Annotated in this window: 27 protein-coding genes and 1 other RNA gene; 12 read left to right on the top strand and 16 right to left on the bottom strand. The window is 66.6% G+C overall.

Going from position 1 to position 25259, the window contains the following annotated elements; translation table 11 throughout:
- Positions 1-2 precede the first annotated feature (2 nt).
- On the top strand, positions 3-569 hold the full coding sequence (locus POR01S_RS24000) for a methyl-accepting chemotaxis protein (RefSeq protein WP_255211816.1): 567 nt from the start codon (positions 3-5) through the stop codon (positions 567-569).
- A gap of 130 nt (positions 570-699) precedes the next feature.
- Here the strand turns inward: POR01S_RS24000 and POR01S_RS09400 are convergent, their stop codons facing one another.
- Positions 700-1221, bottom strand: a complete 522-nt coding sequence (locus POR01S_RS09400; protein ID WP_420893612.1) for a nucleotidyltransferase family protein — start codon at positions 1219-1221, stop codon at positions 700-702.
- 292 nt (positions 1222-1513) lie between these two features.
- Between POR01S_RS09400 and POR01S_RS09395 the strand changes: the two genes are divergently transcribed.
- The 3 genes from POR01S_RS09395 to POR01S_RS09385 are packed head-to-tail and all read left to right on the top strand — an operon-like array spanning position 1514 to position 4722.
- A complete protein-coding gene (locus POR01S_RS09395) occupies positions 1514-3136 on the top strand; it encodes a methyl-accepting chemotaxis protein (protein ID WP_042135324.1) in 1623 nt (540 codons plus the stop codon).
- 51 nt (positions 3137-3187) lie between these two features.
- A complete protein-coding gene (locus POR01S_RS09390) occupies positions 3188-4309 on the top strand; it encodes a hypothetical protein (RefSeq protein ID WP_042135322.1) in 1122 nt (373 codons plus the stop codon).
- A gap of 11 nt (positions 4310-4320) precedes the next feature.
- Complete coding sequence (locus tag POR01S_RS09385) at positions 4321-4722, top strand: type 2 periplasmic-binding domain-containing protein (RefSeq protein WP_042135320.1); 402 nt, start codon at positions 4321-4323, stop codon at positions 4720-4722.
- A gap of 61 nt (positions 4723-4783) precedes the next feature.
- Here the strand turns inward: POR01S_RS09385 and POR01S_RS09380 are convergent, their stop codons facing one another.
- From POR01S_RS09380 to yrfG, 4 genes are all read right to left on the bottom strand, one after another.
- On the bottom strand, positions 4784-7108 hold the full coding sequence (locus POR01S_RS09380; RefSeq protein ID WP_042135318.1) for an FdhF/YdeP family oxidoreductase: 2325 nt from the start codon (positions 7106-7108) through the stop codon (positions 4784-4786).
- Between the two features lie 16 nt (positions 7109-7124).
- Complete coding sequence (gene fdhD / locus POR01S_RS09375; protein WP_027598201.1) at positions 7125-7940, bottom strand: formate dehydrogenase accessory sulfurtransferase FdhD; 816 nt, start codon at positions 7938-7940, stop codon at positions 7125-7127.
- A 94-nt stretch (positions 7941-8034) separates the two neighbouring features.
- Positions 8035-8928: a LysR family transcriptional regulator gene (locus POR01S_RS09370; RefSeq protein ID WP_007161326.1), complete on the bottom strand. Its 894-nt coding sequence runs from the start codon at positions 8926-8928 to the stop codon at positions 8035-8037.
- Positions 8929-9005: 77 nt separating this feature from the next.
- Positions 9006-9665, bottom strand: a complete 660-nt coding sequence (gene yrfG / locus POR01S_RS09365; RefSeq protein WP_027600319.1) for a GMP/IMP nucleotidase — start codon at positions 9663-9665, stop codon at positions 9006-9008.
- A 63-nt stretch (positions 9666-9728) separates the two neighbouring features.
- Here yrfG and nudE point away from each other — a divergent pair, with 63 nt between their 5' ends.
- Both nudE and cysQ read left to right on the top strand, forming a co-directional pair.
- Positions 9729-10295 (top strand): ADP compounds hydrolase NudE, encoded by a 567-nt coding sequence (nudE, locus tag POR01S_RS09360; RefSeq protein WP_027598200.1) that lies wholly within the window; start codon positions 9729-9731, stop codon positions 10293-10295.
- On the top strand, positions 10292-11134 hold the full coding sequence (gene cysQ / locus POR01S_RS09355; protein WP_042135316.1) for a 3'(2'),5'-bisphosphate nucleotidase CysQ: 843 nt from the start codon (positions 10292-10294) through the stop codon (positions 11132-11134). The genes nudE and cysQ overlap by 4 nt, the downstream gene beginning before the upstream one ends.
- 5 nt (positions 11135-11139) lie before the next feature.
- Here the strand turns inward: cysQ and POR01S_RS09350 are convergent, their stop codons facing one another.
- The 4 genes from POR01S_RS09350 to POR01S_RS09335 are packed head-to-tail and all read right to left on the bottom strand — an operon-like array spanning position 11140 to position 15467.
- Positions 11140-12369, bottom strand: coding sequence for a 2-octaprenyl-3-methyl-6-methoxy-1,4-benzoquinol hydroxylase (locus POR01S_RS09350; protein WP_027598198.1), 1230 nt, complete (start codon positions 12367-12369; stop codon positions 11140-11142).
- 19 nt (positions 12370-12388) lie between these two features.
- Positions 12389-13570 (bottom strand): 2-octaprenyl-6-methoxyphenyl hydroxylase, encoded by a 1182-nt coding sequence (gene ubiH / locus POR01S_RS09345; RefSeq protein ID WP_042135314.1) that lies wholly within the window; start codon positions 13568-13570, stop codon positions 12389-12391.
- Complete coding sequence (pepP, locus tag POR01S_RS09340) at positions 13557-14906, bottom strand: Xaa-Pro aminopeptidase (RefSeq protein WP_042135312.1); 1350 nt, start codon at positions 14904-14906, stop codon at positions 13557-13559. The genes ubiH and pepP overlap by 14 nt, the downstream gene beginning before the upstream one ends.
- A 6-nt stretch (positions 14907-14912) precedes the next feature.
- Positions 14913-15467 carry a UPF0149 family protein gene (locus POR01S_RS09335; protein WP_042135310.1) on the bottom strand — a complete coding sequence of 185 codons (555 nt, stop codon included), beginning with the start codon at positions 15465-15467 and terminating at the stop codon, positions 14913-14915.
- Positions 15468-15565: 98 nt separating this feature from the next.
- Between POR01S_RS09335 and POR01S_RS09330 the strand changes: the two genes are divergently transcribed.
- The 4 genes from POR01S_RS09330 to POR01S_RS09320 all read left to right on the top strand — a co-directional run bounded on the left by POR01S_RS09330 (position 15566) and on the right by POR01S_RS09320 (position 16982).
- Positions 15566-15796, top strand: a complete 231-nt coding sequence (locus POR01S_RS09330; RefSeq protein WP_007161334.1) for a TIGR02449 family protein — start codon at positions 15566-15568, stop codon at positions 15794-15796.
- Entirely contained in the window at positions 15793-16101 is a 309-nt protein-coding gene (locus tag POR01S_RS09325) for a cell division protein ZapA (RefSeq protein WP_007161335.1), read from the top strand. Before POR01S_RS09330 ends, POR01S_RS09325 begins: the two co-directional genes overlap by 4 nt.
- Positions 16102-16159: 58 nt before the next feature.
- A non-coding RNA gene (ssrS, locus tag POR01S_RS23375) (6S RNA) lies at positions 16160-16337 on the top strand.
- Positions 16338-16346: 9 nt separating this feature from the next.
- The gene (locus POR01S_RS09320) at positions 16347-16982 is read left to right on the top strand and encodes a 5-formyltetrahydrofolate cyclo-ligase (protein WP_042135309.1); all 636 of its coding nucleotides are present in this window, start codon (positions 16347-16349) and stop codon (positions 16980-16982) included.
- On the opposite strand, the gene POR01S_RS23820 is transcribed toward POR01S_RS09320, so the two are convergent.
- Complete coding sequence (locus POR01S_RS23820) at positions 16949-17113, bottom strand: hypothetical protein (protein ID WP_169742417.1); 165 nt, start codon at positions 17111-17113, stop codon at positions 16949-16951. The genes POR01S_RS09320 and POR01S_RS23820 overlap by 34 nt on opposite strands.
- 182 nt (positions 17114-17295) lie before the next feature.
- Here POR01S_RS23820 and POR01S_RS09315 point away from each other — a divergent pair, with 182 nt between their 5' ends.
- Positions 17296-17751: an EVE domain-containing protein gene (locus POR01S_RS09315; protein WP_042135307.1), complete on the top strand. Its 456-nt coding sequence runs from the start codon at positions 17296-17298 to the stop codon at positions 17749-17751.
- Positions 17752-17760: 9 nt separating this feature from the next.
- Here the strand turns inward: POR01S_RS09315 and POR01S_RS09310 are convergent, their stop codons facing one another.
- A complete protein-coding gene (locus POR01S_RS09310) occupies positions 17761-18174 on the bottom strand; it encodes a flagellar basal body-associated protein FliL (protein ID WP_042135305.1) in 414 nt (137 codons plus the stop codon).
- 44 nt (positions 18175-18218) lie between these two features.
- Positions 18219-19244, bottom strand: coding sequence for a DUF5924 family protein (locus tag POR01S_RS09305; protein WP_027598191.1), 1026 nt, complete (start codon positions 19242-19244; stop codon positions 18219-18221).
- Between the two features lie 190 nt (positions 19245-19434).
- Here POR01S_RS09305 and glpT point away from each other — a divergent pair, with 190 nt between their 5' ends.
- A complete protein-coding gene (gene glpT, locus POR01S_RS09300; protein WP_042135302.1) occupies positions 19435-20775 on the top strand; it encodes a glycerol-3-phosphate transporter in 1341 nt (446 codons plus the stop codon).
- Positions 20776-20875: 100 nt separating this feature from the next.
- On the opposite strand, the gene POR01S_RS09295 is transcribed toward glpT, so the two are convergent.
- The 4 genes from POR01S_RS09295 to trxA form a co-directional block, all read right to left on the bottom strand.
- Positions 20876-21844, bottom strand: a complete 969-nt coding sequence (locus tag POR01S_RS09295; protein ID WP_027598189.1) for a CDP-6-deoxy-delta-3,4-glucoseen reductase — start codon at positions 21842-21844, stop codon at positions 20876-20878.
- 11 nt (positions 21845-21855) lie between these two features.
- Positions 21856-23322, bottom strand: a complete 1467-nt coding sequence (gene ubiD, locus POR01S_RS09290) for a 4-hydroxy-3-polyprenylbenzoate decarboxylase (RefSeq protein ID WP_042135300.1) — start codon at positions 23320-23322, stop codon at positions 21856-21858.
- A 118-nt stretch (positions 23323-23440) separates the two neighbouring features.
- Positions 23441-24703: a transcription termination factor Rho gene (rho, locus tag POR01S_RS09285; protein WP_007161344.1), complete on the bottom strand. Its 1263-nt coding sequence runs from the start codon at positions 24701-24703 to the stop codon at positions 23441-23443.
- A gap of 226 nt (positions 24704-24929) precedes the next feature.
- Positions 24930-25256, bottom strand: a complete 327-nt coding sequence (gene trxA / locus POR01S_RS09280) for a thioredoxin TrxA (protein ID WP_017639417.1) — start codon at positions 25254-25256, stop codon at positions 24930-24932.
- Between the last annotated feature and the right edge of the window lie 3 nt (positions 25257-25259).

Genomic DNA, 25259 nt, shown 5'->3' with positions numbered 1-25259 from the left:
AAGTGGACAGCACCCAGGCCACCATGGAGTTGCTCAGGCAGGATGCCGACCGCATCGGCGGCGTGCTGGACGTGATCAAGGCGGTCGCCGAGCAGACCAATCTGCTGGCGCTCAACGCCGCCATCGAGGCCGCTCGCGCCGGTGAAGCCGGACGTGGCTTCGCCGTGGTCGCCGACGAGGTGCGCGGCCTGGCGCAGCGTACGCGCACCTCCACCGACGAGATCGCCAGCCTCATCACCCGACTGCACGGCAGCACCGACAAGATGAGCGCCGCCCTCGACCGCAATATCGAGCTGACCGGCGAAAGCGTCGACCTGACCCGCCAGGCAGGCGTGGTGCTGGGCAGCGTCAGCAGTGCGGTGAGCGAGATCGAGGCCATGAACGAGCAGATCGCCACCGCGGTCGAGCAACAGAGTGCGGCCAGTGAAAACATCAGCCGCAGCGTGGTCAAGGTCCACGAAGTGGCCGACCAGACCGCCGCCGCCACCGAGAAAACCGCCGGCTCCAGCACCGAACTGGCCAACCTGAGCCTGCAGCTGCAAGAGCTGACGTCGCGCTTCAGGGTCTGAGACCCGGGCCAGGCGATGCTCGGGAATCGCCTGGCCGCACCCCGGCCGCAAGGCTTCGAACTCGATCGGGCCGCGTTGCCGGAAGGCCACGGGCGACGCGCCTGACCCACACCCGCGGGAGCCCCCCTCCTCAAGCGGTTTGAATACGCAACCGCGGCCAACGCTCCAGCCAGCCCTTGGTCGCGAGCCGCTGGCGAAAGGCTTCAGGTCGTGGACGCCAGGGATTGGGCGTGAGATGAAGGGCGAAAAGCCCTTCCTGGGCGAAGGGGCTGACCACTTCGAGCTCGCCGTCGGCGGTCAGGCGCGCGGCCAGGGCCGTTTCCACCTCGGGCCAGTGGGCCATGGCATCCCGACAGTCGCGATAAGGGCGATCACCGTTACGCAAATGCATCCGCGCCTGATTCTTCACTGACCAGGGCCAGCCCGGCGCTTGCGCCGCCAACAGCGCTTCGATTTCCCTGTCCCGCCCGGGCCGGCAGTCAGTCGCGTCGAAATAGATGACATCCAGATCCGCCAGCGGCGTCGACTCGGCGTGGCCATGCAGTCGATCCCACACCAGGTTGCGTACGAAGCCCGCGGCCAGCCAGGCGTCGGGCAGGTGCAGGTCGGCGAGGACGCGCAGCAGGCGCAGACGCTCGGCGTCAGTCTTCAACCAGGACGCTATCTGGGAGAACTCCGGGGTCATGGCACGGCTACAGAGTCGGAAAATCCCGAAGATGACCGTCTACACCCGCTTTCGCAACGTCCATCGCCAATAATCGCAATAACCTTTGGCCCTCTTAAGTTTTACAAACAGATGTCGAAAATGTGACGGCTTCGCTTGATCACGTTTGCGAGGCCAACAGGACGTGGTGACCGGTCAGGACATGACCACTGGCAGCCCTCGCTGAAAAGAGGGCGCCGCACCTCGCTGCTCGCTACTGCCCAAGCTTTCCGAGGTGTAGATGTTCCGTAACCTGTCGCTGACGCTCAAGCTGTCGCTGCTGCCCGCTGCCGCTCTGCTGGGCCTGCTGCTCTACGTGGCCTACACCTCGGCCCAGCTGGCTGGCAACGATCAACGCCTCGACCAGCTGGAAAATCACAGCTATCCGCTGCTGGAAAAGGCTGACGCCGTACTCTTCCAGTTTTCCCGTTTGCCCGGCCTGTTCAACAGCGCGGTGACCGCCAGTGAGCTGGAAACCCTGGGCGAGGCGCGCAAGGTAGTCGATGACATCGACCACCGCCTGCAGGAAATGGCCGACCTCACCCGTCAGACCTCGGCGCGCAACGACGAGATATCCGGCTGGCGCCAGGGCATCCATCGCTATGCGGACAATGCCCTGGGCGCCTCCGAGCAGCTGATCAAGGGCAGCGGCTCCTTCGACTCCCTGCGACCCAACCTGGACCGCATGGCCACGGATCTCGCCGCCGCCCAGCAGCTGGGCACCACCCTGCGCAGCCATGCCTATACCGACTTCCAGCAGACCCTGGCCCAGGCTCGCGACCAGAACGCCGACACCACCCGGGTGGGTATCTGGCTGAGCCTACTACTGGTGGTGATCCTGGCCGGCGCCGCGGTGCTAACCATCCGCAGCGTACTCGGCAGCGTGCGCGAGGTGATCGCCTCGCTGCGCGCCATCGCCGAGGGCGACGGTGACCTCACCCGCCGCCTGCAGGTCGGCTCGCGGGACGAGATCGGCCAGATGACCGCGCTGTTCAACGTCTTTCTCGATCAGCTGCAGGGCACCATCAAGGCCATCGTCGATGCCGCCCATCCGCTGGGCCAGGTGTCCGGCGAGCTCTATAGACTCACCCAGACGGTGGAGAACAACGCCCGTTCCCAGCAGGGTCACACCGAGTCCATCGGCCGTGACATCCAGACCATGAACACCAACCTGCACGAGGTAGCCGACCGCTCGCGCGAGGCCGCCGACCAGGCCTCCGCCGCGGCCGAGCAGTCCGCCGCTGCCCGTACCAGCATCGGCCAGCTGTCGCGCAACATGGGCGAACTGGACGACAGCGTGCGCCAGTCGGCCGAGTCCATGCAGCAGCTGGAACAGGAAACCCGCCAGGTCGGGCTGGTGCTGGACGTGATCAAATCCATCGCCGAGCAGACCAATCTGCTGGCGCTCAACGCCGCCATCGAGGCCGCGCGCGCCGGTGAACAGGGCCGCGGCTTTGCCGTGGTGGCCGACGAGGTGCGCAATCTGGCGCAGAAGACCGCGCGCTCCACCGCCGAGATCCAGCAGATCATCGAACGCCTGCAGGGCAACGCCCAGCGCGTGCTGCAGGCCATGCAGGGCAGCCATACCCAGGCGCAGGTCAGCGCCAGCAGCTCCCAGGCCGCCACTGCCATGCTCGAAGGCATCGCCCAGGCCGTGGCGCGCATCAATGACTACAACGCTCAGATCGCCCTGCTCACCGGCGAGCAGCTGAGCCTTTCCGATTCGATCAGCAGCGACACCCGCCGCCTGCAGAGCGATACCCAGTCCAGCGCGGACAGCACCACCGCCACCGCCCGCATGGGCGAGCAGCTGGTGGTGGTCGACACCGATCTCCGGCAGGCGACCTCGCGCTTCCGCATCTAGCTATCCCTCTACCGCCTTTCCCTATACCGAGAAACCTCTAGGAGCACTTCCATGGCTTTTGCACGTCTGCTCGCCTTCGGCGCGGCCCTCACCTGCGCGGGATCCGCGCTCGCCCTCGATCAGGGTGACTATCGCTTCAACGGCTTCGGCACCGCCGGCATCACCTACCTGGGCGGCGAAGACGACGGCCGCAGCTTCGGCATCAATGGCCAGACCAACGACCACTGGCGCGGCGATCAGCTGAGCAAGCTGGGCGGCCAGTTCCAGTACGGCCTGACCGACAAGCTGGACGCGACCGTGCAGGTCACCGCCAAGGCCGAGCAGGACCAGTGGAAGGCCAACCTGGAATGGGCCTACCTGGCCTTCCACGCCACCGACAACCTGACCTTCCGCGCCGGCCGCCTGCGTACGCCGGTGTTCATGTATTCCGAGACCCTGGACGTGGGTATCACCTACCCCTGGCTGCGCCTGCCCGACGAGGTCTACAGCCAGGTGCAGGTCTCCAACTACGAAGGCACCGATGCCCTTTGGAGTCTGCCGGTCGCCTTCGGCACCCTGAACCTCCAGGTGAGCGGGGGCCAGGCGGTCAATCGCAACTACTTCGTCAACGACGACCTCTACGACATCGACTACAAGCGCATCGCCGCCGCCAACGTCAGCCTGGCGACCAACGATTACGGCACCGTGCGCCTGGCCTACACCGAGTCCAGCATCGACCTGCACTATCCGTTGCTGACCCTGGACGACCAGAAGGGCAAGTTCACCTCGCTCGGCTACCAGTACGACAACGGCACCTGGCTGACCAGCAACGAATGGACCCGCCGCGTCATCGAGGGTGACAACCAGGGCAGCAGCAACGCCTTCTACCTGATGGCCGGTCGCCGCTTCGGTGACTTCCTGGCGCATGTGACCTACGCCCAGCTGGATGAAGAACGCGCCGGCCGCCAGAGCTCCTGGACCTACGGCCTGAACTACAACATCACCCCCAGCCTGGTGCTCAAGAGCGAATACAAGCGCGTCGACACCACCGGCGGCTACAACGGCACCTTCGTCAAGACCGACAACGAGAGCATCGCCAATGCCGTCTACGACCGCAGTGGCGGCCGCTTCGGCGCGCCGGCCCGCAACTTCGACGGCGACATCATCAGCATCGGCCTCGACTTCATCTTCTAAGGAATCCGCCCATGAGTTCTCTCCGCCTGCTCACCGGCGCCGCCCTGCTGTTCAGCGCCAGCCTGGTCCACGCCGAAGTCGCCGTGATCGTCAATCCGGCCGCCACCAAGACGCCTGGCCAGGAGGAAGTGGCCAACATCTTCCTCGGCAAGGACAAGTCCCTGAAGGGCGTCGACCAGAAGGACTGGTCGGCCACCAAGGAAACCTTCTATGCCAAGGTCGCCAACAAGAACGAAGCCCAGCTGAAGTCCTACTGGTCGGGCCTGGTGTTCACCGGCAAGGGCCAGCCGCTGCCCAGCGTGGCCGGCGACGCCGCCGTGGTCGCCCAGGTGGCCGGCGAAGCCGATGCCATCGGCTACGTGGACAAGGCCGCGGTCACCGATAAGGTAAAGGTGCTCTTCACCCTGCAGTGATCAGCGCAGCGCCATGAAAAAAGCCGTCTTAACGACGGCTTTTTTCGTTTCCGGGAGAGCGTCAGGCCACCGAAACAATGCGGTTGCCGGCGCTGGCTTTTTCGACCTTGATGGCGACGAACTTGGAGGTGGGCGTGAAGCTGCCCTCGCCGTAGCTTTCCAGGGGCACCAGCGGATTGGTCTCCGGGTAGTAGCCGGCTGCCTGGCCAACCGGGATGTCGAACGGCAGCGCAGTGAAGCCGCGGACCCGGCGTTCGAGGCCGTCGTCCCACAGGGCGACCAGATCCACCTTCTCGCCGGCGGCCACGCCCAGGCGATCCAGATCGGCCTGGTTGACGAAGACCACGTCGCGCTGGCCCTTCACGCCGCGATAGCGGTCGTCGAGGCTGTAGATGGTGGTGTTGTACTGGTCGTGGGATCTCATGGTCTGCAGGATCAGGTCGGGCTTGATGCCCTGGCGGCGGACCGCGTCCGGCAAGAGGTCATGCAACAGCGCATTGGCCGCGAAGTTGGCCTTGCCGGTGGGGGTGTTCCACTCCCGGCGTCCGGCCTTGTTGCCCAGGTAGAAGCCGCCGGGTGCGGCGAGACGCGCGTTGAAGTCCTGAAAGCCGGGAATGACGTCGGCGATCAGGTCGCGGATGCGGTCGTAATCCTCGATCAGCCAGTCCCAGTCCACCGGATGGTTGCCCAGGGTGGCCTTGGCCAGGCCGGCGACGATGGCCGGCTCGGACTTCATCTGCGACGACAGCGGCCGCAGGATACCGGCCGAGGCGTGCACCATGCTGAAGCTGTCTTCCACGGTGATCGCCTGCTTGCCACCCCTCTGCACGTCCATCTCGGTGCGGCCCAGGCAGGGCAGGATCAGCGCCTGGCGACCGGTCACCAGGTGGCTGCGGTTGAGCTTGGTGGCGATATGCACGGTCAGGTCGCACTTGCGCAGCGCCCTGTGGGTGCGCGGGGTGTCCGGGGTGGCCTGGGCGAAGTTGCCGCCGAGGCCGATGAACACCTTGGCCTTGCCCTGCTCCATGGCGGCGATGGCTTCCACGGTGTTGTGACCACGATTGCGTGGCGGCTCGAAGGCGAAGCGCTTGGCCAGGGCGTCGCTGAGCCAGGCCGGAGCCTTCTCGTCGATGCCCATGGTGCGGTCGCCCTGGACGTTGCTGTGGCCGCGCACCGGGCAGAGGCCGGCGCCGGGCCGGCCGATGTGGCCGCAGAGCAGTTGCAGGTTGGCGATCTCCTGCACCGTGGCCACCGAGTGGCGGTGCTGGGTGATGCCCATGGCCCAGCAGATGATGACCTTCTCGGCGCGGGCATACATGCGCGCGGCCTGTTCGATCTCGTGCAGCGACAAGCCCGACTGGCGCTCGATCAGCTCCCAGGAGGTGGCGTCGACCTGGGCCAGGTAGTCGTCCATGCCCAGGGTGTGGGCGGCGATGAAATCGTGGTCGAAGACGCGCTTGGCGCCCTTGGCAGCGGCCTCGCGCTCCCACTGCAGGAGGTACTTGGCGATGCCGCGCAGCGCCGCCATGTCGCCGCCCAGAGCCGGACGGAAGTAGGCGGTGTTGGTCGGCCGCGAGTCGTTGGTGAGCATCTCCAGCGGACTTTGCGGGTGCTGGAAGCGCTCCAGGCCCCGCTCCTTGAGCGGGTTGAAGCAGACCACCTGGGCACCGCGCTTCACCGCGTTGCGCAGGGTCTCGATCATGCGCGGGTGGTTGGTGCCGGGGTTCTGGCCGATGACGAAGATGGCATCCGCCTCGTCCAGGTCGTGATAGGTCACGGTGCCCTTGCCGACGCCGATGCTGCGGCCCAGGCCGACGCCGCTGGCCTCGTGGCACATGTTCGAGCAGTCGGGGAAGTTGTTGGTGCCATAGGCGCGCACGAACAGCTGATAGAGGAAGGCCGCCTCGTTGCTGGCGCGCCCCGAGGTGTAGAACTCGGCTTCGTCGGGACTGGCCAGGGCCTTGAGCTCCTTGGCGATCAGCGCGAAGGCGGCGTCCCAGGCGATGGGCACATAGCGATCGGTGGCCGCGTCATAGCGCAGCGGCTCGGTCAGCCGGCCCTGGTATTCGAGCCAGTAGTCGCTCTGCTCCAGCAGCGAGGTCACGCTGTGGCGAGCGAAGAAGGCGGCATCGACGCGGCGCTTGGTGGCTTCCCAGTTGACCGCCTTGGCGCCGTTCTCGCAGAACTTCACCAGGCCGTTTTCCGGGGCCTCGCCCCAGGCGCAGCCGGGGCAATCGAAGCCATGGTCCTGGTTGGTCTTGAGCAGGGTCCGCAGATTCTTGAAGGCGTTGCCGCTGTCGAGCCAGAAGTGCACCACGCTCTTCAGGGCGCCCCAGCCGGCGGCGGGGCCTTGATAGGGTTTGAAGGACTGCTGAGGTTTGTTCATGGCGATTCCCGTGGGATCAAGGGGCCACCGGCGCCGGGGCATAGACCCGCGGCGGCGACCGGTGTGGCAGATGGATCAGATTGAGACGATGACGGCGCGCCCACTCCACGGCCAGCCCGGTAGGCGCCGACAGGGTGATGAGGGTGGCGAGTCCGGCCCGCACCGCCTTGTGGATGAGTTCGAGGCTGCAACGGCTGGTGACCACCACGCAGCCCTCGCGCACCGGCTGGCGCTGGCGCAACAGGGCGCCGATCAGCTTGTCCAGGGCGTTGTGGCGACCGATGTCCTCGCGGCACAGGGTCAGTTCGCCCTGGCCGTCGATGAACAGCGCGGCGTGCACCGCGCCGCTGCGCTGGCCCAGGTCCTGGGCGGCATCGATGCGCTGGCGTAGGTCGTGCAGGTGGGCGGCCGGTGGCAGCGGCACCTTGCGCAGGCGATCCAGCTGCGGCAGCGCCTGTTCCAGGGCCTCGACCCCGCACAGGCCGCAGCCACTGGTGCCGGCCAGCTGGCGGCGCTGCTGCTTGAGCGCCCAGAAGGTGCGGCTGCTGATCTCGACGTCGACATTGAGGGCTTCGCCGACGCGCCGCACCTGGATGCCATAGATGTCGTCGATGGCATCGACGATACCGGCGCTGAGACTGAAACCGACCACGTAGTCTTCGACGTCGGCCGGCGTCGCCATCATCACCGCATGGCTGATGCCGTTGTAGGCGATGGCCAGCGCCACCTCCTCGGCCAGCGGCTGTTCGCCGCGCACGGCAGGCTGCTCCAGCTCGGCGAAGGCATAGCCGGCGGGGGGCGCGGCAACGAGGTCTGGCGAATCCTGGGACATGGGCGAAAACGACCTGCGGCGGTTTGACACAGATCAAAGATTAACCAGCACATCCCGGGGCGTCTAATCGCTATGACCGATGCCTTGATAAACGCTATCTATCACTCTCGGCATAGAGCGCCTTGACTGCCTGGAAACAGGCATCGGCGACCGCCAGTCGGGGTTCGGTCCGACGAATGAGCAGCCCCAGGGGCGCCAGGGTACGGGCCGTGGCGATGGGGATCAGCCGCGCATGGGGGGTGAGCCGATCGAAACCGCCGGCCAGGGGCACCACGGCGCAGCAGAGACCGGCATTGACCGCCTGCAAGAGCAGATAGACGGCGTCGGTCTCCAGCACCGGCTGTGGCGTCAACCCCAGGCTGCGAAAGCCGTGGTCCACCGACTGGCGAAAATGCATGGCGCCGGTGAGCAGGCCGAGCGGCAAGCCGGCCACCGCCTGCCAGTCCAGCGCGGCCTGGTCGAAGCTGAAATGGCGCTCGTCATAGAGCAGGCCCATGCGCGTCTCGGTCAGGGTCAGGCTGTCGAAGCGCGCCGGATCGAGGTGTTCCAGGTAGGAGATGCCCAGCTCCAGGCGATTGCTGGCCACGGCTTCGAGGATGCGCTCGGTGCTGAGCACCTGCAGCTGGAAATGCAGCTTGGGGTGCAGCAGGCGCAGGTGCTGCAGCAGCGGCATGGGATCGAAGCTGGCCAGCGGCACCAGGCCGACCCTCAGGGTGCCCACCAGTTGCCCCTGGAAGGCCTGGGCCTCGGCATAGAGACCGTCATGGGCGGCCATCAGGGTGCGCGCCCAGGCGAGGATGCGCTGCCCCGCCTCGGTGAATCCCTCGAAGCGCTGCCCGCGACGCACCAGCTCCACCCCCAGCTCGTCTTCCAGGCCACGCAGGCGCATGGACAGGGTCGGCTGGGTGACGTGGCAGCGCGCCGCCGCCTGGCCGAAGTGACGCGTCTCGTCCAGGGCGATGAGAAAGCGGAGTTGCTTGATATCCACTTATTACCTCCGGGCGCTCTGCCCCCTCTCCCCCTGGGAGAGGGCCGGGATGAGGGTCGCCAGGACTGCGGCAGTCCTCACTGCGGCAGCAGCTCGCGATAATCCCGCACCGCCTCGAACTCCTCGCTGTCCTTGGGACCGCGCCGGCTGTCCGGCTCGTGGATCGCCAGCAGGTGGGCGACGCCATAGTCGCGGGCGCTGCGCAGGATCGGCAGGTTGTCGTCGATGAACAGGGTACGCGCCGGATCGAAGGCGAAGTCGGCCTGCAGGGCGTGCCAGAACTGCTGTTCTTCCTTGGGGAAGCCGTAGTCGTGGGAGCTGATCAGCCGGTCGAAATAGGGCGCCAGCTCGATGCGCTCCAGCTTCAGCGACAGGGAATCGCGGTGGGCGTTGGTGATCAGCGCCACCCGCTTGCCGGCGCGTTGCAGGGCGGCGAGAAAGGTGTCGGCGTCCGGCCGCAGGGCGATCAGGTGGGCGATCTCCTCCTTGAGTTCGCGCATGGAAAAGCCCAGCTCGGCGCTCCAGAAGTCCAGGCAGTACCAGGTCAGCTTGCCCTGGTGGCTACGAAACAGCGGCTCCAGCTCGGCCTTGGCCAGCGCCAGGGACTGGCCGTGGCGCTCGGCATAGCGCTGCGGCAGGTACTCCAGCCAGAAATGGTTGTCGAAATGCAGATCGAGCAGGGTGCCGTCCATGTCCAGCAACACGGTATCGATACGGCTCCAGTCGAGAGGGGTCATGGTGACTCCGGATCATGTAACAGGCGGGTTATCATACCCGTCCGCCCAGCCCAGGAGCCGTCCATGCGCCAGAAACCCACTGTTCTCGCCCGACAGATCGTGGCCAAGAGCCGTCTGTTCACCGTCGAGGAGATGCAGTTGCGCTTCGCCAACGGCGAGGAACGTACCTATGAGCGCCTGGCCAACAAGGGCACCGGTCATGGCGCGGTGATGGTGGTGGCGCTGCAGGACGCCACCCACGCCCTGCTCATCGAGGAATACTGCGGCGGCGTGGAAGACTACGAACTGTCGCTGCCCAAGGGCCTGGTGGAGCCGGGCGAAGAGATCCTCGACGCCGCCAATCGCGAACTCAAGGAAGAAGCCGGCTTTGGCGCGCGCCAGCTGGAATACCTCACCGCCCTGTCGCTGAGCCCAGGCTACATGAGTCAGCGCATCCACGTGGTGCTGGCCCGCGACCTCTATCCCGAGCGCCTGCCGGGCGACGAACCCGAGCCCCTCGAAGTCAGCAGCGTCGACCTGCGCGAGCTGTCGCAGCTGGTGCAGAATCCGCGCTTTTCCGAAGGCCGCGCCCTGGCCGCCCTCTACCTGGTGCGCGACCTGCTCACCCAACGCGGAGAACTGCCGGCATGATGGCGCCCGTTTCCATTACCGCTCCGCTGGTGCTCAACGTCGTCGACCTGGTGCGCCAGGCCGGCGCGGCCATCCTGCCCCATTGGCGCCAGGGCGTGGCGGTGCGGCAGAAGAGCGACGACTCGCCGGTGACCGCCGCCGACCTCGCCGCCCACCGGGTGCTGGCCGAAGGCCTGGCGCGCCTGACCCCGGACGTGCCGGTGCTGTCGGAAGAAGCCTGTGACATCCCCTTCGCGGCGCGTAGCGCCTGGGACGTCTGGTGGGTGGTCGACCCCCTGGACGGCACCAAGGAATTCATCGATGGCAGCGAGGAATTCACCGTCAACGTGGCCCTGGTCGAACGCGGCCAGGTGATCTTCGGCGTGGTCGGCATCCCCACCCGGGACGTCTGCTTTAGCGGCGGCCGCGAACTGGGCGCCTTCCGTATCCAGGGCGAGGACGGCGTCGAGATCGGCGTGCGCACCCAACCGGAAGAAGCCTTCACCGTGGTCGCCAGCCGCCGCCACGGCAGTCCGGCGCAGCAGCGCCTGCTGGAAGAACTGGGCACCACCCTGGGCGAACCCAAGCTGGTCAGCGTCGGCAGCTCGCTCAAGTTCTGCCTCCTGGCCGAAGGCCTGGCCGACTTCTATCCCCGGCTCGCCCCCACCTCCCAGTGGGACACCGCCGCCGCCCAGGGCGTGCTGGAAGGCGCCGGCGGCGAGGTCCTGACCCGGGACGGCCAGCCCCTCACCTACGAGATGCGCGAGTCCTTTCTCAATCCGCACTTCCTCGCCCTGCCCCGCGAGGCCACCTGGCGGCAGCAGGTGCTGGAGCTGGCCGGAGCCCTGGGCGACGCCTGAGGCCGCTAGGCCACCACCTTGGCCAACTCCGGCACATCGCCGGACAGGCCCAGGGCGCGGCGCACGAACAGGGCCTTGGCTTCGAAATGGCGATCGACCTGCTTGAGCGCGGCGTTGCGCAGCCAGCGCAGCGGCAGGCGGTCGTCCTGGAACAGCCGCTGGAAGCCTTCCATCGCCGCCATCATCGCCAGGTTGTGCGGCATGCGGCGGCGCTCGTAGCGCTCCAGCACCCGCTGCTCGGCGATGGATTCGCCGCGGGCCTGGGCATGGCGCAGTTCCTCGGCCAGCACCGCGGCGTCGAGAAAGCCCAGGTTGACGCCCTGCCCGGCCAGCGGGTGGATGACGTGGGCGGCATCGCCGATCAGGGCCAGACCGGGTTCCACATAGCGCTTGGCATGGCGCTGGCGCAGCGGGATGCACAGCCGTGTGTCGCTACACTCCACCTTGCCCAGGCGCTGCTCGAAGGCTTCGCCCAGGGCCTGGCAGAAGGCCGCGTCGTCCAGGGCCATCAGCCGCTCGCCCTGCTTGGGCGTGCAGGACCAGACGATGGAGCACCAGCGGGTGTCGCCACCGCGGTCCAGCGGCAGGAAGGCCAGCGGGCCGTCGTCGGTGAATCTTTGCCAGGCGGTGCGCTGGTGCGATTCGGCGCAGCGCACGCTGGTGACGATGGCATGGTGCAGATAGTCCCACTCGCGGGTTTCCAGCCCGGCCAGACGGCGCACGGCGGAGGTGGCGCCATCGGCAGCCACCACCAGCGGCGCGCGGATCTGGCGGTCGCCGGCGAGTTGCACCAGCCACTGATCGCCGGAGCGACGCAGCAATTCCAGGCGCGCCTCGGGCAGGAGCAGGACGTTGGCCTCGGCCAGGCGTTCGAGCAGGGCATCCTGCACCACGCGGTTCTCGACGATGTGGCCGAGCACCTCGGCGTGCACGCTGGCGGCATCGAAATGCACGGCGCCGGTGCCGGAGCCATCCCAGACGTGCATCGCCTGGTAGGGACTGACACGGCGCGCCAGGATGCCGTCCCAGGCGCCCAGGCGCTGCAGGATGCGCTGGCTGGCCAGCGACAGGGCGCTGACCCGGGGCTCGAAGGGCAGGTCGCTCTCGACCGCGCCGGGGGTGAGCGGGCCGCGGTCGAGCAGCACCACTGACAGGCCGCTGTCGGCCAGGGCCAGGGCCAGGGCGCTGCCGACCATGCCGGCACCGACGATCACCAGATCCGCATGGGTCAGCATGCTCGTTTCTCCTCGCAGGTCAGGGACGGGTACCCAGGCCCATGGCCTGGCGGGCGAAGGCACTCTTGGCCGGCGGGCACAGCTCCAGGCCGACCAGGCCCAGGTTGCGCCCGGCACTGAGCCAGGGCCGGCTGTTGGAAAACAGCCGGGTGATGCGATCGGAAAAGCCGATGGTCAGCTGCTGGTCCAAACGCTGGCGCTGCAGATAGTCCTGCAGGGTGGCGAAGTCGCCGGGCGCCGCGGCGCTCTCCAGCAGGCACTCGGCCAGACTGTCGACATCGCGCAGGGACAGGTTGAAGCCCTGGCCGGCGATGGGGTGCAGGCTGTGGGCGGCATTGCCCAGGACCACCAGGTGCGGGCGGACCTGTTCGTTGGCCTCCAGCAGGGTCAGCGGATAGGCATGGCGGGTGCCGACCTGGGTGAAGCTGCCGAGGCGATAGCCCACCGCCTGCTGCAATTCGGCGAGAAAGACGGCAGCGGGCGCCTGTTGCAGTCGCAGGGCCTCGCCGTCCGACTGGGTCCAGACCAGGGCGCTGCGCTGGCCCGGCAGGGGCAGCAGCGCCAGGGGGCCGTGGGGCGTGAAGCGCTCGAAGGCGCGCCCGCCATGGCCGAGATTGGTCGAGACGTTGGCGATCAGCGCGGTCTGCTCATAGACCGTCCGCCGCACCTCGATGCCGAGGGACTCGCGCAGCGCCGAGCGGCCGCCGTCGGCCAGTACCGCCAGGCCGCATTCGAGGATGTCGCCATCCTCCAGCTCCAGGCGATAGCCGTCGGCAACGGCGGTGAGCGTGCGTACCTCGGCCGGGCAGCGCCATTCCACCACCTCGCGATCCAGCGCCTGCCAGAGCACCTGGCCGATCCAGGCGTTCTCCACCACATAGCCCAGCGCTGGCAGGTTCTCGTCGCGGGCGAGCAGCTGGGTCACGCCGAAGCGGCCCTGGTCGGAGACCTGGATCTCGCGGATCGCCTCGGCATGCTCGGCCAGGGCGTCCCAGACGCCGAGGCGCTGGTAGATCAGCCGCGAGCCGTAGGAGAGCGCCGAGGAGCGGGCATCGTAGCTGGGCTGATAGGTGTCGCCGGGGGCGAAGGGCTCCACCAGCAGGATGCGCCAGCCGCGCGCCTTGGCGCCGGCCTGCAGGGCCAGGGCCAGACTGGCGCCCACCAGGCCGCCACCGATGATGGCGATATCAGGACGTTGCATGAGCGTTCTCCCGGCGGTCGCGCGCGGCCGCCATCAAGCCTTCGATCTCCGCGGCCGCCTTGGGCAGGCCGGCGGTCAGCACCTCGCAACCACTGCGCGTCACCAGCACCTCGTCTTCGATGCGGATGCCCAGGCCGCGCCATTTGCGCGGCACCTCGGCCTCCACGGGAATGTAGAGTCCGGGTTCCACGGTCAGCACCATGCCCGGCTCCAGCATCCGCCACTGATCGCCGATGCGGTATTCGCCGACGTCGTGGACGTCCAGCCCCAGCCAGTGTCCGGCGCGGTGCATGTAGAACTGGCGACAGGCGCCGGCCTCGATCAGCGCATCCAGTTCGCCCTGCAGCAGACCCAGGGCGAGCAGCCCCTCGGTGATCACCCTGACCGTGGCTTCGTGGGGTTCGTTCCAGTGCCGGCCGGGCGCCACGCAGGCGATGGCGGCCTGGTTGGCGGCCAGCACGATGTCGTACAGCTGCCGCTGCTCCGGCGAGAAGCGGCCATTCACCGGAAAGGTGCGGGTCACGTCGCTGGCATAGCATTCCAGCTCGCAGCCGGCATCGATCAGCACCAGGTCGCCGTCGCGCAGAGGGGCATCGTTCGCCTGGTAGTGCATGACGCAGGCATTGGCCCCGGCGGCGACGATGGAGCCATAGGCCGCCAGCCGGGCACCGCCCTGGCGAAAGCAGTAGTCCAGCTCCGCCTCCAGGTGATACTCGCGCAGCCCCGGTCGGCAGGCCTGGATGGCGCGCAGGTGGGCGGCGCAGGTCAGCTCGGCGGCGGCCTTGAGCAGACGCACCTCGGCGGCCGACTTGTACAGCCGGCTGTCGTGCAACAGGGTATCCAGCGCCAGCAGCTCCCGCGGCGGCGAGGCGCCCTGGTCGGCCTTGGCGCGGATCAGTTCGATCCAGTTGAGCAGCTGCCGCTCGAATTCCGGATGGGCGCCCATGGCGTAGTAGACCCGCTCGCGCCCCTCCAGCAGCCCGGGCAGGATGTCGTCCAGATCGCCGATGGGAAAGGCATCGTCGGCGCCATAGTCGGCCAGTGCCCCTTCCTGACCGGCGCGCCGGCCCTCCCAGCGCTCCAGTTCCGCGTCCCGCTCGCGACAGAACAGCAGGTATTCACCGTGGGCCCGGCCGGGAATCAGCACGGCCAAGGCCTCGGGTTCGGGAAAGCCGGTGAGGTAATGGAAGTCGCTGTCCTGGCGATAGGGTTGTTCGATATCGCGATTGCGCAGGCACACCGGAGCGGCGGGCAGCAGGGCGATGCCGCCGTGGCCGATCTCGGCCATCAGGGCGCGGCGGCGACGGGCGAATTCGGCCTTGTGGATCCGCGGCATGGCCGCTCAGTGCACCACGGGTGCGGGTTCGGGAATGGGACCGCGGCCGTATTCGCCATAGAGCAGCAGCGGGGCGACGCGCAGGTACTCGGTGACTTCCATGAAGTCGTTCTCGCCCTCTTCGCCTTCCTCGGCCGGCTCCTGGATCTGGGCGATGGCCGCCAGGTCCTCGAGCACCTCGCGCGCCTCGCCGGAGACCTCGCCGGTGCGGCCGGACAGGCCGAAGCCGGCGAGGAAGCCCTGACACCACTGGCCCAGGGCCGCGGTGCGCTCGGCGAGCGGCACCTCGTCCGGCGGCAGCATCAGCACCAGGGCCACCTGCTGGCCGGCGAATTCCTGCTGCACCATGCCCAGCAGACCCGAGAGCGCCGCCTGCAGACGCTCGCCCGGCGCGCCACCGAGCAGCTCGCTGGCCGCGGCCAGCCAGTCGTTCTCGTCGAAGCCCGCGCCCCCGCAGACCCGCCCGAGCAGGTGACCGTGGAGTTCGGCGGGCGAGACCGGCAGAGCGGCCTCGGCGAGCAGGGTGGTGAAGGCGGCGTAGGCGGATGCTGAGCTGGACATGGCGTCGAGGTGAGGCGCTGGCTAGAATGAAGCCTTATCCTACGCGCTGACCCCGCCGGCGGCCAATCTCGTTGCACCCTTCTGGAGCTGTAGCCCTCATGCGCGAGTCTCGCGACACGCCCCTCGACGCCGATCTGGAAGCCCTCGGTGACCGTGTGGAGCGCCTGCTCCTGCGTCTCGAGGAGTTGCAGCGGCAGAATCGACAACTGCGCCAGGGCGAGCGCAACTGGCGCCAGGAGCGCGCCGAGTTGATCGAGAAGAACGAATTGGCCAGATCGAAGGTCGAAGCGATGATTTTACGCCTGAAAGCCTTGGAGCAGGACTCATGAGCATCGAGACCGTGACCGTCCAGATACTGGAAAAGGAATATCGCATCAGCTGCCCGGCTGACGAGCGCGCCAACCTGGAGAGCACCGCTCGCTACCTGGACGGCAAGATGCGCGAGATCCGCGGCAGCGGCAAGGTCATCGGCGCCGACCGCGTGGCCGTGATGGCCGCTCTCAACATCACCCACGAGCTGCTGCACCGCCAGGACGACGTCAGCCTGGAAGTCAGCAGCACCCGCGAGCGGGTTCGCGATCTGCTGGATCGCGTCGACCGGGCGCTGATCACCGAACACGACACCACCGCCTGATCGCCGACCAGGGACAGGTGGGGGTTTGCATCCCGGCTCAGGGGCGTATACTGGATATTACTCTCTGGTGTGTGCGCCAGTCGGTCATGTCCCCGAGCCGATAAGCAACACCCCGGGGGTTGCTCGTCAGACTGGTGTGCATGTCCGCTACGGCGGAAAGCCTAAAGGTCTACGACTTCTCCCACCTTGAACCAAGGGTTCAAGGGCTACACCGGCAGCGGCATTCCGGAGAGCTCATTTCCTTCATGACCACCCCGCCTTCTCCCGATCTCAGCAGGCCCGCGCTGCGCAAGCTCCTCCGCCAGCGACGTCGCGCCCTCACCCCTGTTCAGCAACGCCAGGCCGCCCGCCAACTCTATCGGCAGCTCGCGCAGCATCCGCTGTTTCGTCGTGCCCGGCATATCGCCTTCTACCTGCCCAGCGATGGCGAGATTGATCCGCGTCCGCTGCTCGAGGAAGCCCAGCGTCGCGGCAAGGCCACCTACCTGCCGGTGCTGTCCCGCTGGCCGCGGACGGCGATGATCTTTCAGCGCGTGGGTCGTGGCGAATCCTGGGTGCGCAATAGGTTCGGCATCGCCGAGCCGCGCCCGGATCGGCGCCTGGGTCGCCCGACCTGGGCCCTGGACCTGATTCTGATGCCACTGGTGGGTTTCGATCCCCAGGGCGGACGCCTGGGCATGGGCAAGGGCTTCTACGACCGCAACCTGGCCTATCTGGCGCGCCGGCGGCAATGGCACAGCCCGCAGCTGATCGGCTGTGCCCATGAATGTCAGAAGGTGGAGCGGCTGGCACTGGCGGCCTGGGACGTGCCCATGGCGGCCGTGGTGAGCGATGACGGCTGGTACGCTCAGCGTACGGGCGAGACTTCCCGCGCCGGCTGAGTGTCGCTGGCATAGCGGGCGTATTGCTGGCTCTGGCGCTGCTCCCAGAAGCTCTGGGTGTACCCGGTGGTGACGACACCCAGGGTAAAGATCAGGACCAGCACCCACAACAGATCAGGTTTGCGTTTCATCGAGCTGGGCCACCCCCTTGCTGGCACCTTTGGGCAGGACAGGACGTCGCCCTGTTATGCTCAGCGCGTACGATCAGACTACATCCGGAATGCGCGGCATTCTGCGACAAGCGGTCGCCCCTTGCAATCGACCAGACCCTTTCCTGGAAGCTCCCGAGCCTCCATTCGTCAGGAGACGAACCGTGGCCTGCTGGCTGTTGAAATCCGAGCCCGATGAATTCTCGCTGACCGACCTGGAACGCCTGGGCCAGGCGCGCTGGGACGGGGTACGCAACTACCAGGCGCGCAACTTCCTGCGCGCCATGGCTCCCGACGAGCTGTTCTTCTTTCACCATTCGAGTTGCGCCGAACCCGGCATTGCCGGCATCGGCCGCATCGTCGGCGAAGCCTTCGCGGATCCCACCGCCCTGGATCCCGAAAGTCCCTATCATGCGCCCAAGGCCAGTGTCTCAGACAACCCCTGGACGGCGCGCCAGGTTGCCTTCGTCGAGGCCTTTCCGCGGGTGCTGACCCTGCCGCGCCTGCGCCAGTTGCCGGCACTCGCCGACTTCGCCCTGCTGCGCAAGGGCAACCGCCTCTCGGTGATGCCGGTCAGCGCGGCGGAATGGGCGGCGATCGTCGCCGCGGCCCGCGGCTGAGCGCTGACCTCAGGGCTGGATGATCAGGTTGTTGAACAGCAGGTCTTCCACCAGGGGCTTGCCCTCCTCCTGGGTCAGGACGCTCTGCACCTGCTTGAGGGCCTCCTGGCGCAGCTTCTCGCGGGCTTCCACGCCCGCCAGGGTCTCGTCGGTCTGCTGGGCGAAGAGCATCACCAGCTGATTGCGCAGCAGCGGCTCATGGAACTCGACCTTATCCTTGGCTTCCTTGCCGGTCATCATCAGCGCGATGTCGGCCTTGTAGTACTTGAGCTTGGGACCGCTGCCATAGTTGCCGACCAGCGCCGGGGTCAGGTTGTAGAACTCGGTCTTGGGCGCCTCGCCTTCCTTCCCTTCCTTCTTTTCTTCGCCCCAGACATTCATGGCCAGGCATAAAGACAACACAATGGCAACGACAGCTTTCACGTTGGATCCTCGCGGGTGGATGGCTGCAGCATAGCCAGCACGACTCAAGGGGTCACCTCGAACCTGAGGGTTCCGATCACCTGGCCGACGTCCGTCACCACTTGCACCTGCCAACGGCCGGTCACGTCACCAGGGAAGTTCTGCTTGTGGGTCCAGGCACGATAACCGGCCTCGCGACCGCCGCTGATATCCAGCGGAATCCGATCCACCTCCTGACCGGCATGGCGCCAGACGTGGTAGATGCGCTCGTTCAGACCGCGCGGCGCATTGATGGCGGTGAAGGCATAGAGCCCCTGGGCGCGCAGTTGGGCGATGCTCAGGCTTTTCACCGCATCGCCGGGCTGGCGCTTGAGGCTGTCGAAGTTGGTGCTCATGCCCATGTCGGTCAGCCACAGGGTGGCCGGCGGCACCCAGGCGCGCCCCAGCCAGCCGAAGGCGCCGATGGCCAGGCACAGCCCCAGCAGCCCCAGCCAGCGCCAGCCGAGGCGTACCCGGAAGGCCACCGCCAGACTGGGAAAGGACAGCAGCACGGCGACCCCCAGGGCCAGTTCGTAGCTCTGGGTGGTGGTCAGGTGCAGGATGATCGGCAGCGCCGTGAGCAGCACCGCGAACAGGGTCAGGGTGTGGTAGCTGAGGAACACCCAGCGCCGCGGTGCCAGGGCCTTGTAGTAGAGCGGATCGATGATGGACACCAGGGCGGCCGCGCCGAGCAGCCCGGTGAACAGCGCCTGGCCGCTGTTCCAGGCCGTGGTGATGGCAAAGAACGGCAGGCAGAAGAACAGGCTTTCCTGGTGGATCAGCTGGGTGGCGTAGCGCAACAGCGGCGGCGGCAATTCCCAGCCGAAGCGGCGGCTGACCCAGCCCCGCAGCACGTTTTCCAGCATCAGCCAGACCCAGCTCGCCAGCATGACCACGGCCATCACCGGGGCGAAGCCCTTCTGTCGGTCCACCAGCAGGAAGCTGCAGATCCCCGAGATGAAGCCGGCCAGGGCGATCAGCCGTGGATAGCGTTCGAACAGGGCGGTGGCCAGGTTCAGGGCGCGGGAGGAGAGGACTTTCCAGGCAGGCATGACGACTCGCGAAAACAACGGCAAAGACGCGCCACCCTAGGCGCGCAACCCCCGCAGATCAAGAGGGAATCCGGGCTGCCGCTGCCACAGGGCGGAAAAGCCTGGACCCGCTGTAATATCATTGTAATATTCGAAAACGAACCTGGAATGTTCGCTTTCGATTAATACCTATAACAATACCGAGGCTCCCATGCTTGGAATCTTCGCCCCCGCGGCCCACCGCGCGCCGCTGCCCGCCGATCGCATCGACCCCGTCTACCGCCGTCTCCGCTGGCAGATCTTTGCCGGGATCTTTATCGGCTATGCCGGCTACTACCTGCTCCGCAAGAACTTCTCGCTGGCCATGCCCTACCTGGTGGAGCAAGGCTACAGCCGGGGCGAACTGGGCGTGGCGCTGTCCGCGGTGGCCATCGCCTACGGCCTGTCCAAATTCCTCATGGGGCTGGTCTCGGACCGCTCCAATCCGCGCTACTTCCTGCCCTTCGGGCTGGTGATGTCGGCGCTGGTGATGCTGCTGTTCGGATTCGCGCCCTGGGCCACCTCCAGCGTCAGCATCATGTTCGTCCTGCTGTTCCTCAACGGCTGGTTCCAGGGCATGGGCTGGCCGCCCAGCGGTCGCACCATGGTGCACTGGTGGTCGCAGAAGGAGCGTGGCGGGGTGGTTTCGGTGTGGAACGTCGCCCACAACGTCGGCGGCGGCCTGATCGGTCCGCTGTTCCTGCTCGGCCTGGCCTGGTTCAACGACTGGCACGCCGCCTTCTATGTCCCGGCCGTGGTGGCCCTGGCGGTCGCGGCCTTCGCCTTCATCGCCATGAGAGACACCCCGCAATCCTGCGGCCTGCCGTCGGTGGAACACTGGAAACAGGACTTTCCCGAGGGCTACAGCGAAGGTCACGAACGTGAATTCTCCACCAAGGAGATCTTCGTCGAGTACGTGCTGAAGAACCGCCTGCTCTGGTACATCGCCTTTGCCAACGTCTTCGTCTATCTGCTGCGCTATGGCGTGCTGGACTGGGCCCCCACCTACCTCAAGGAAGCCAAGCACTTCTCGGTGGACAAGACCTCCTGGGCCTACTTCTTCTACGAGTGGGCCGGCATCCCCGGCACCCTGCTCTGCGGCTGGCTCTCGGACAAGCTGTTTCGCGGCAATCGCGGCGCCACCGGCGTGGTGTTCATGCTCGGCGTGATGATCGCCACCCTGGTCTACTGGCTCAACCCGGAAGGCAACCCCGGCGTCGACCTGGCGGCCCTGGTCTGCATCGGTTTCCTAATCTACGGTCCGGTGATGCTGATCGGTCTGCAGGCGCTGGAACTGGTGCCCAAGAAGGCCGCCGGCACCGCTGCGGGCTTTACCGGACTGTTCGGCTACCTGGGTGGCTCGGTGGCGGCCAATGCCCTGGTCGGCTACACCGTGGACCACTTCGGCTGGGATGGCGGCTTCATGCTGCTGATCGGCTCCTGCGTCCTGGCCATCGTCTTCCTGGCGATGACTCTGAGACACACCGGCATGGTGGCCAAGTCGCAGCGGTAGCGCTGAACGCCACTGACAATCGCGGCCATGGGCCGCTCCTACAGCTCACCCTAGCTGCAGGAGCGGTCGCTACGACGCACCGGCATGGCCGCGAGCCGCATCAACCCCGCGGCGCGTAGGCGAAGACGTCGGCGCGCATCTGGTGCGCGTCCATGCCGGCGTCCACCAGGGCGTCCAGGGTGGCATAGACCATGGCCGGTGAGCCGCTGGCATAGACGTGCAGGCCGCTCAGGTCGGCGAAATCCGCCCGCACCACCTCGTGCAGCAGACCACAGCGCCCTTCCCAGCCACAGGCATCGCTTACCACCCGGTTGAGGACGAGATTGGGCAGCTCCGCCCATTGCTCCCAGGCCTCGATGGCATAGAAGTCGTCCGGCGTGCGCACGCCCCAGTAGAGGTGCACCGGATGGGCGAAGCCGCGGGTGCGGGCGTCTTCGATCAGGCTGTGCATCTGCGCCATGCCGGTCCCGGCGGCGATCAGCACCAGGGGGCCATCAGGCAGCTCGGCCAGATGGGCATCCCCATAGGGCAGCTCGACCTGGGCCATGCCCTTGCCTTCCAGTTGCGCCAGCAGCGCCTGGCTGCTGGCCTCGCGCGCCAGCACGTGCAATTCCAGCTCACGCCCCTGGTGGGGCGCCGAGGCCAGGGAAAAGGCCGACTGCTTGCCGTCGTCACGACCGATCAGCAGGTACTGGCCGGCGTGATAGCGCGGCGGTCGCCCGGCCGGCGCGCGCAGCCGTACCCGGCGAACATCGCCCCCCACGTCGTCCAGCGCCACCACCTGGCAGGCCAGCGTGCGCACCGGCAACTCGCCGGGCGCCAGGACGCCGTCCCACTGCAGCAGACAATCGCTCAGGGGCACCGCCACGCAGACATAGACCTCGCCGTGATCGACCGTCTGGCCGTGCTGGCTGACCTGCCCCTCCACCAGCAGCGCGGCGCAGAGCTGGCAGTTGCCATTGCGGCAGCTGTGCGGTCCGCTGTAGCCGAGGCGCTGCGCGGCGGCCAGGATGGCTTCGCCGGGCTGGGTTTCCAGTACCGCACCCGAGGGCTGCAGGGTGACCTTCATCGTCGTCTCCGTTAATCGATCCCGAGACTGGACCACATCTCGTCCACCCGTTTGACCACCGCTTCGTCCTTGACGATCGCCCGCCCCCACTCGCGGGTGGTTTCGCCCGGCCACTTGTGGGTGGCATCCAGGCCCATCTTCGAGCCCAGGCCGGAGATCGGCGAGGCGAAGTCCAGGTAGTCGATGGGGGTGTTGTCGATCATCACGGTGTCGCGCTTGGGATCCATGCGCGTGGTGACCGCCCAGATGACGTCGTTCCAGTCGCGGGCATTGATGTCGTCGTCGGTGACGATCACGAACTTGGTGTACATGAACTGCCGCAGGAACGACCAGACGCCCAGCATCACCCGCTTGGCGTGGCCGGGGTACTGCTTCTTGATGGTCACCACCGCCATGCGGTACGAGCAGCCTTCCGGCGGCAGGTAGAAGTCGACGATTTCCGGAAACTGCTTTTGCAGGATGGGCACGAAGACTTCGTTGAGCGCCACGCCCAGGATGGCCGGCTCGTCCGGCGGCCGCCCGGTGTAGGTGCTGTGATAGATGGGATCGCGACGCCGGGTGATGCGCTCCACGGTAAAGACCGGGAAGGTATCGACCTCGTTGTAGTAGCCGGTGTGATCGCCATAGGGCCCTTCCGGCGCGGTCTCGCCCGGATGGATGACGCCTTCCAGCACGATCTCGGCGCTGGCCGGCACCTGCAGGTCGTTGCCCACGCACTTGACCAGTTCGCTGCGACTGCCGCGCAAGAGGCCGGCGAAGGCGTATTCGGACAGGGTATCGGGCACCGGCGTGACCGCGCCGAGGATGGTGGCCGGATCGGCGCCCAGGGCCACGGCCACCGGATAGGGCTGACTGGGATGCTTCTGGCACCACTCGCGGAAGTCCAGGGCGCCGCCCCGATGGCTCAGCCAGCGCATGATCAGCTTGTTGCGGCCGATGACCTGCTGGCGATAGATGCCGAGGTTCTGACGCTCCTTGTTGGGGCCGCGGGTGACCGTCAGGCCCCAGGTGATCAGCGGCGCCACGTCGCCCGGCCAGCAGTGCTGGATCGGCAATTTGCCCAGATCGACCGCCTCGCCCTCCTCGATCACCTCCTGGCAGGGGGCGTCCTTGAGCACCTTGGGCGCCATGCTGATGACCTTCTTGTAGATCGGCAGCTTCGACCAGGCGTCCTTGAGGCCCTTGGGCGGCTCGGGCTCCTTGAGGAAGGCCAGCAGCTTGCCGATCTCGCGCAGGGCGCCGACGTCCTCGGCACCCATGCCCAGGGCTACGCGCTGGGGCGTGCCGAACAGGTTGCCCAGCACGGGCATGGAGAAGCCCACGGGATTCTCGAACAGCAGCGCCGGGCCTTGCTTGCGCAGGGTCCGGTCGCAGATTTCGGTCATCTCGAGGATCGGCGAGACCGGGGCGGTCACGCGCTTCAGTTCACCACGCTGCTCCAGGCTGCGGATGAAGTCACGCAGATCTCGGTATTGCATGCGGCCTCTTGGCGCTGGGGAAAGTCTGGCAGTCTACCGCCTGAGTCGCGCATCGAGAAAGCACTGGCCCAGAAACGCCAAAGGCCGGGATTTCCCGGCCTTTGCATGCGACTGCGCCTTACTTGCTGCGCTTCATCGAATCGAAGAACTCGTTGTTGGTCTTGGTCTGACGCAACTTGTCGAGGAGGAATTCGATGCCGGCGATCTCGTCCATCGGATGCAGGATCTTGCGCAGGATCCACATGCGGGACAGCTCTTCCTCGTCGGTGAGCAGCTCTTCGCGGCGGGTGCCGGACTTGTTGATGTTGATGGCCGGGAAGACGCGCTTCTCGGCGATGCGCCGCTCCAGGGGCAGCTCCATGTTGCCGGTGCCCTTGAATTCCTCGTAGATCACCTCGTCCATCTTCGAGCCGGTTTCCACCAGCGCGGTGGCGATGATGGTCAGGCTGCCGCCTTCCTCGATGTTACGGGCGGCACCGAAGAAGCGCTTGGGCTTCTCCAGGGCGTGGGCATCGACACCACCGGTGAGCACCTTGCCGGAACTGGGGATCACGGTGTTGTAGGCACGCGCCAGACGGGTGATGGAGTCCAGCAGGATGACGACGTCCTTCTTGTGCTCGACCAGGCGCTTGGCCTTCTCGATCACCATGTCGGCGACCTGCACGTGGCGGGTCGGCGGCTCGTCGAAGGTGGAGGCCACCACTTCGCCGCGCACGGTGCGCTGCATCTCGGTCACTTCCTCGGGACGCTCGTCGATGAGCAGCACGATGAGGTAGCACTCGGGATTGTTGCGGGTGATGTTGGCCGCGATGTTCTGCAGCATGATGGTCTTGCCGGCCTTGGGCGGCGCGACGATCAGACCGCGCTGACCCTTGCCGATGGGGGCGCAGAGGTCGATGACCCGACCGGTGAGGTCTTCGGTGGAGCCGTTGCCGGCTTCCATGGTCAGGCGCTTGTTGGGGAACAGGGGCGTGAGGTTCTCGAACAGCACCTTGTTCTTGGCGTTTTCCGGACGGTCGAAGTTGATGGTGTCGACCTTGAGCAGCGCGAAGTAGCGCTCGCCCTCTTTCGGCGGACGAATCTTGCCGATGATGGTGTCGCCGGTGCGCAGGTTGAAGCGGCGGATCTGGCTGGGAGAGACATAGATGTCGTCGGGACCGGCCAGGTAGGAGGAGTCGGCGCTACGCAGGAAGCCGAAGCCGTCCTGCAGGATCTCCAGCACGCCATCCCCGGAAATCTCGTCGCCACCCTTGGCGTGCTTCTTGAGCAGCGCAAAGATGATGTCCTGCTTGCGGGACCGGGCCATGTTTTCCAAGCCCGCGGCATCCGCCATTTCCAACAGTTCCGTGATGGGCTTTTGCTTGAGTTCGGTCAGATTCATAGACGTATGTTGACGTGAGAAGAGGCGAAGGAGGGATTCGAGCTGAGCGGCCGGATGCGAGATTAGCTTCGCGGGATGCGTTCTGAAGAGGAGAACTGACGGCTACAGCAGATGAGAAGACGGCCCGCTGATGGGGTCGTGGCTGGAATCTAGCACCTGCACCTGTGCTCGTCCAGCCGTCCAGGCATAAAAAAGCCCCGCATGGCGGGGCTTTCGACTGGCTGACTCAGACGTTGGCGTCGAGGAAGGCGGCCAGTTGCGACTTGGACAGGGCGCCGACCTTGGTGGCCTCGACCGCGCCGTTCTTGAACAGCATCAGGGTCGGGATGCCACGCACGCCGTACTTCGGCGGGGTATCCTGGTTTTCGTCGATGTTCAGTTTGCAGACCTTGAGCTTGCCTTGGTAGTCCTTGGCGATCTCGTCCAGAACCGGGGCAATCATCTTGCAGGGACCGCACCATTCGGCCCAGTAGTCGACCAGCACGGGGCTGTCGGACTTCAGCACGTCCTGCTCGAAGCTGGCGTCGCTGACGTTGGTGATGTATTCGCTCATTGA

This window comes from Pseudomonas oryzihabitans NBRC 102199 (assembly GCF_000730625.1).
In the GTDB taxonomy this organism is placed as follows: Bacteria; Pseudomonadota; Gammaproteobacteria; order Pseudomonadales; family Pseudomonadaceae; genus Chryseomonas; species Chryseomonas oryzihabitans.
This window is presented reverse-complemented; position numbering and strand designations above follow the sequence as displayed.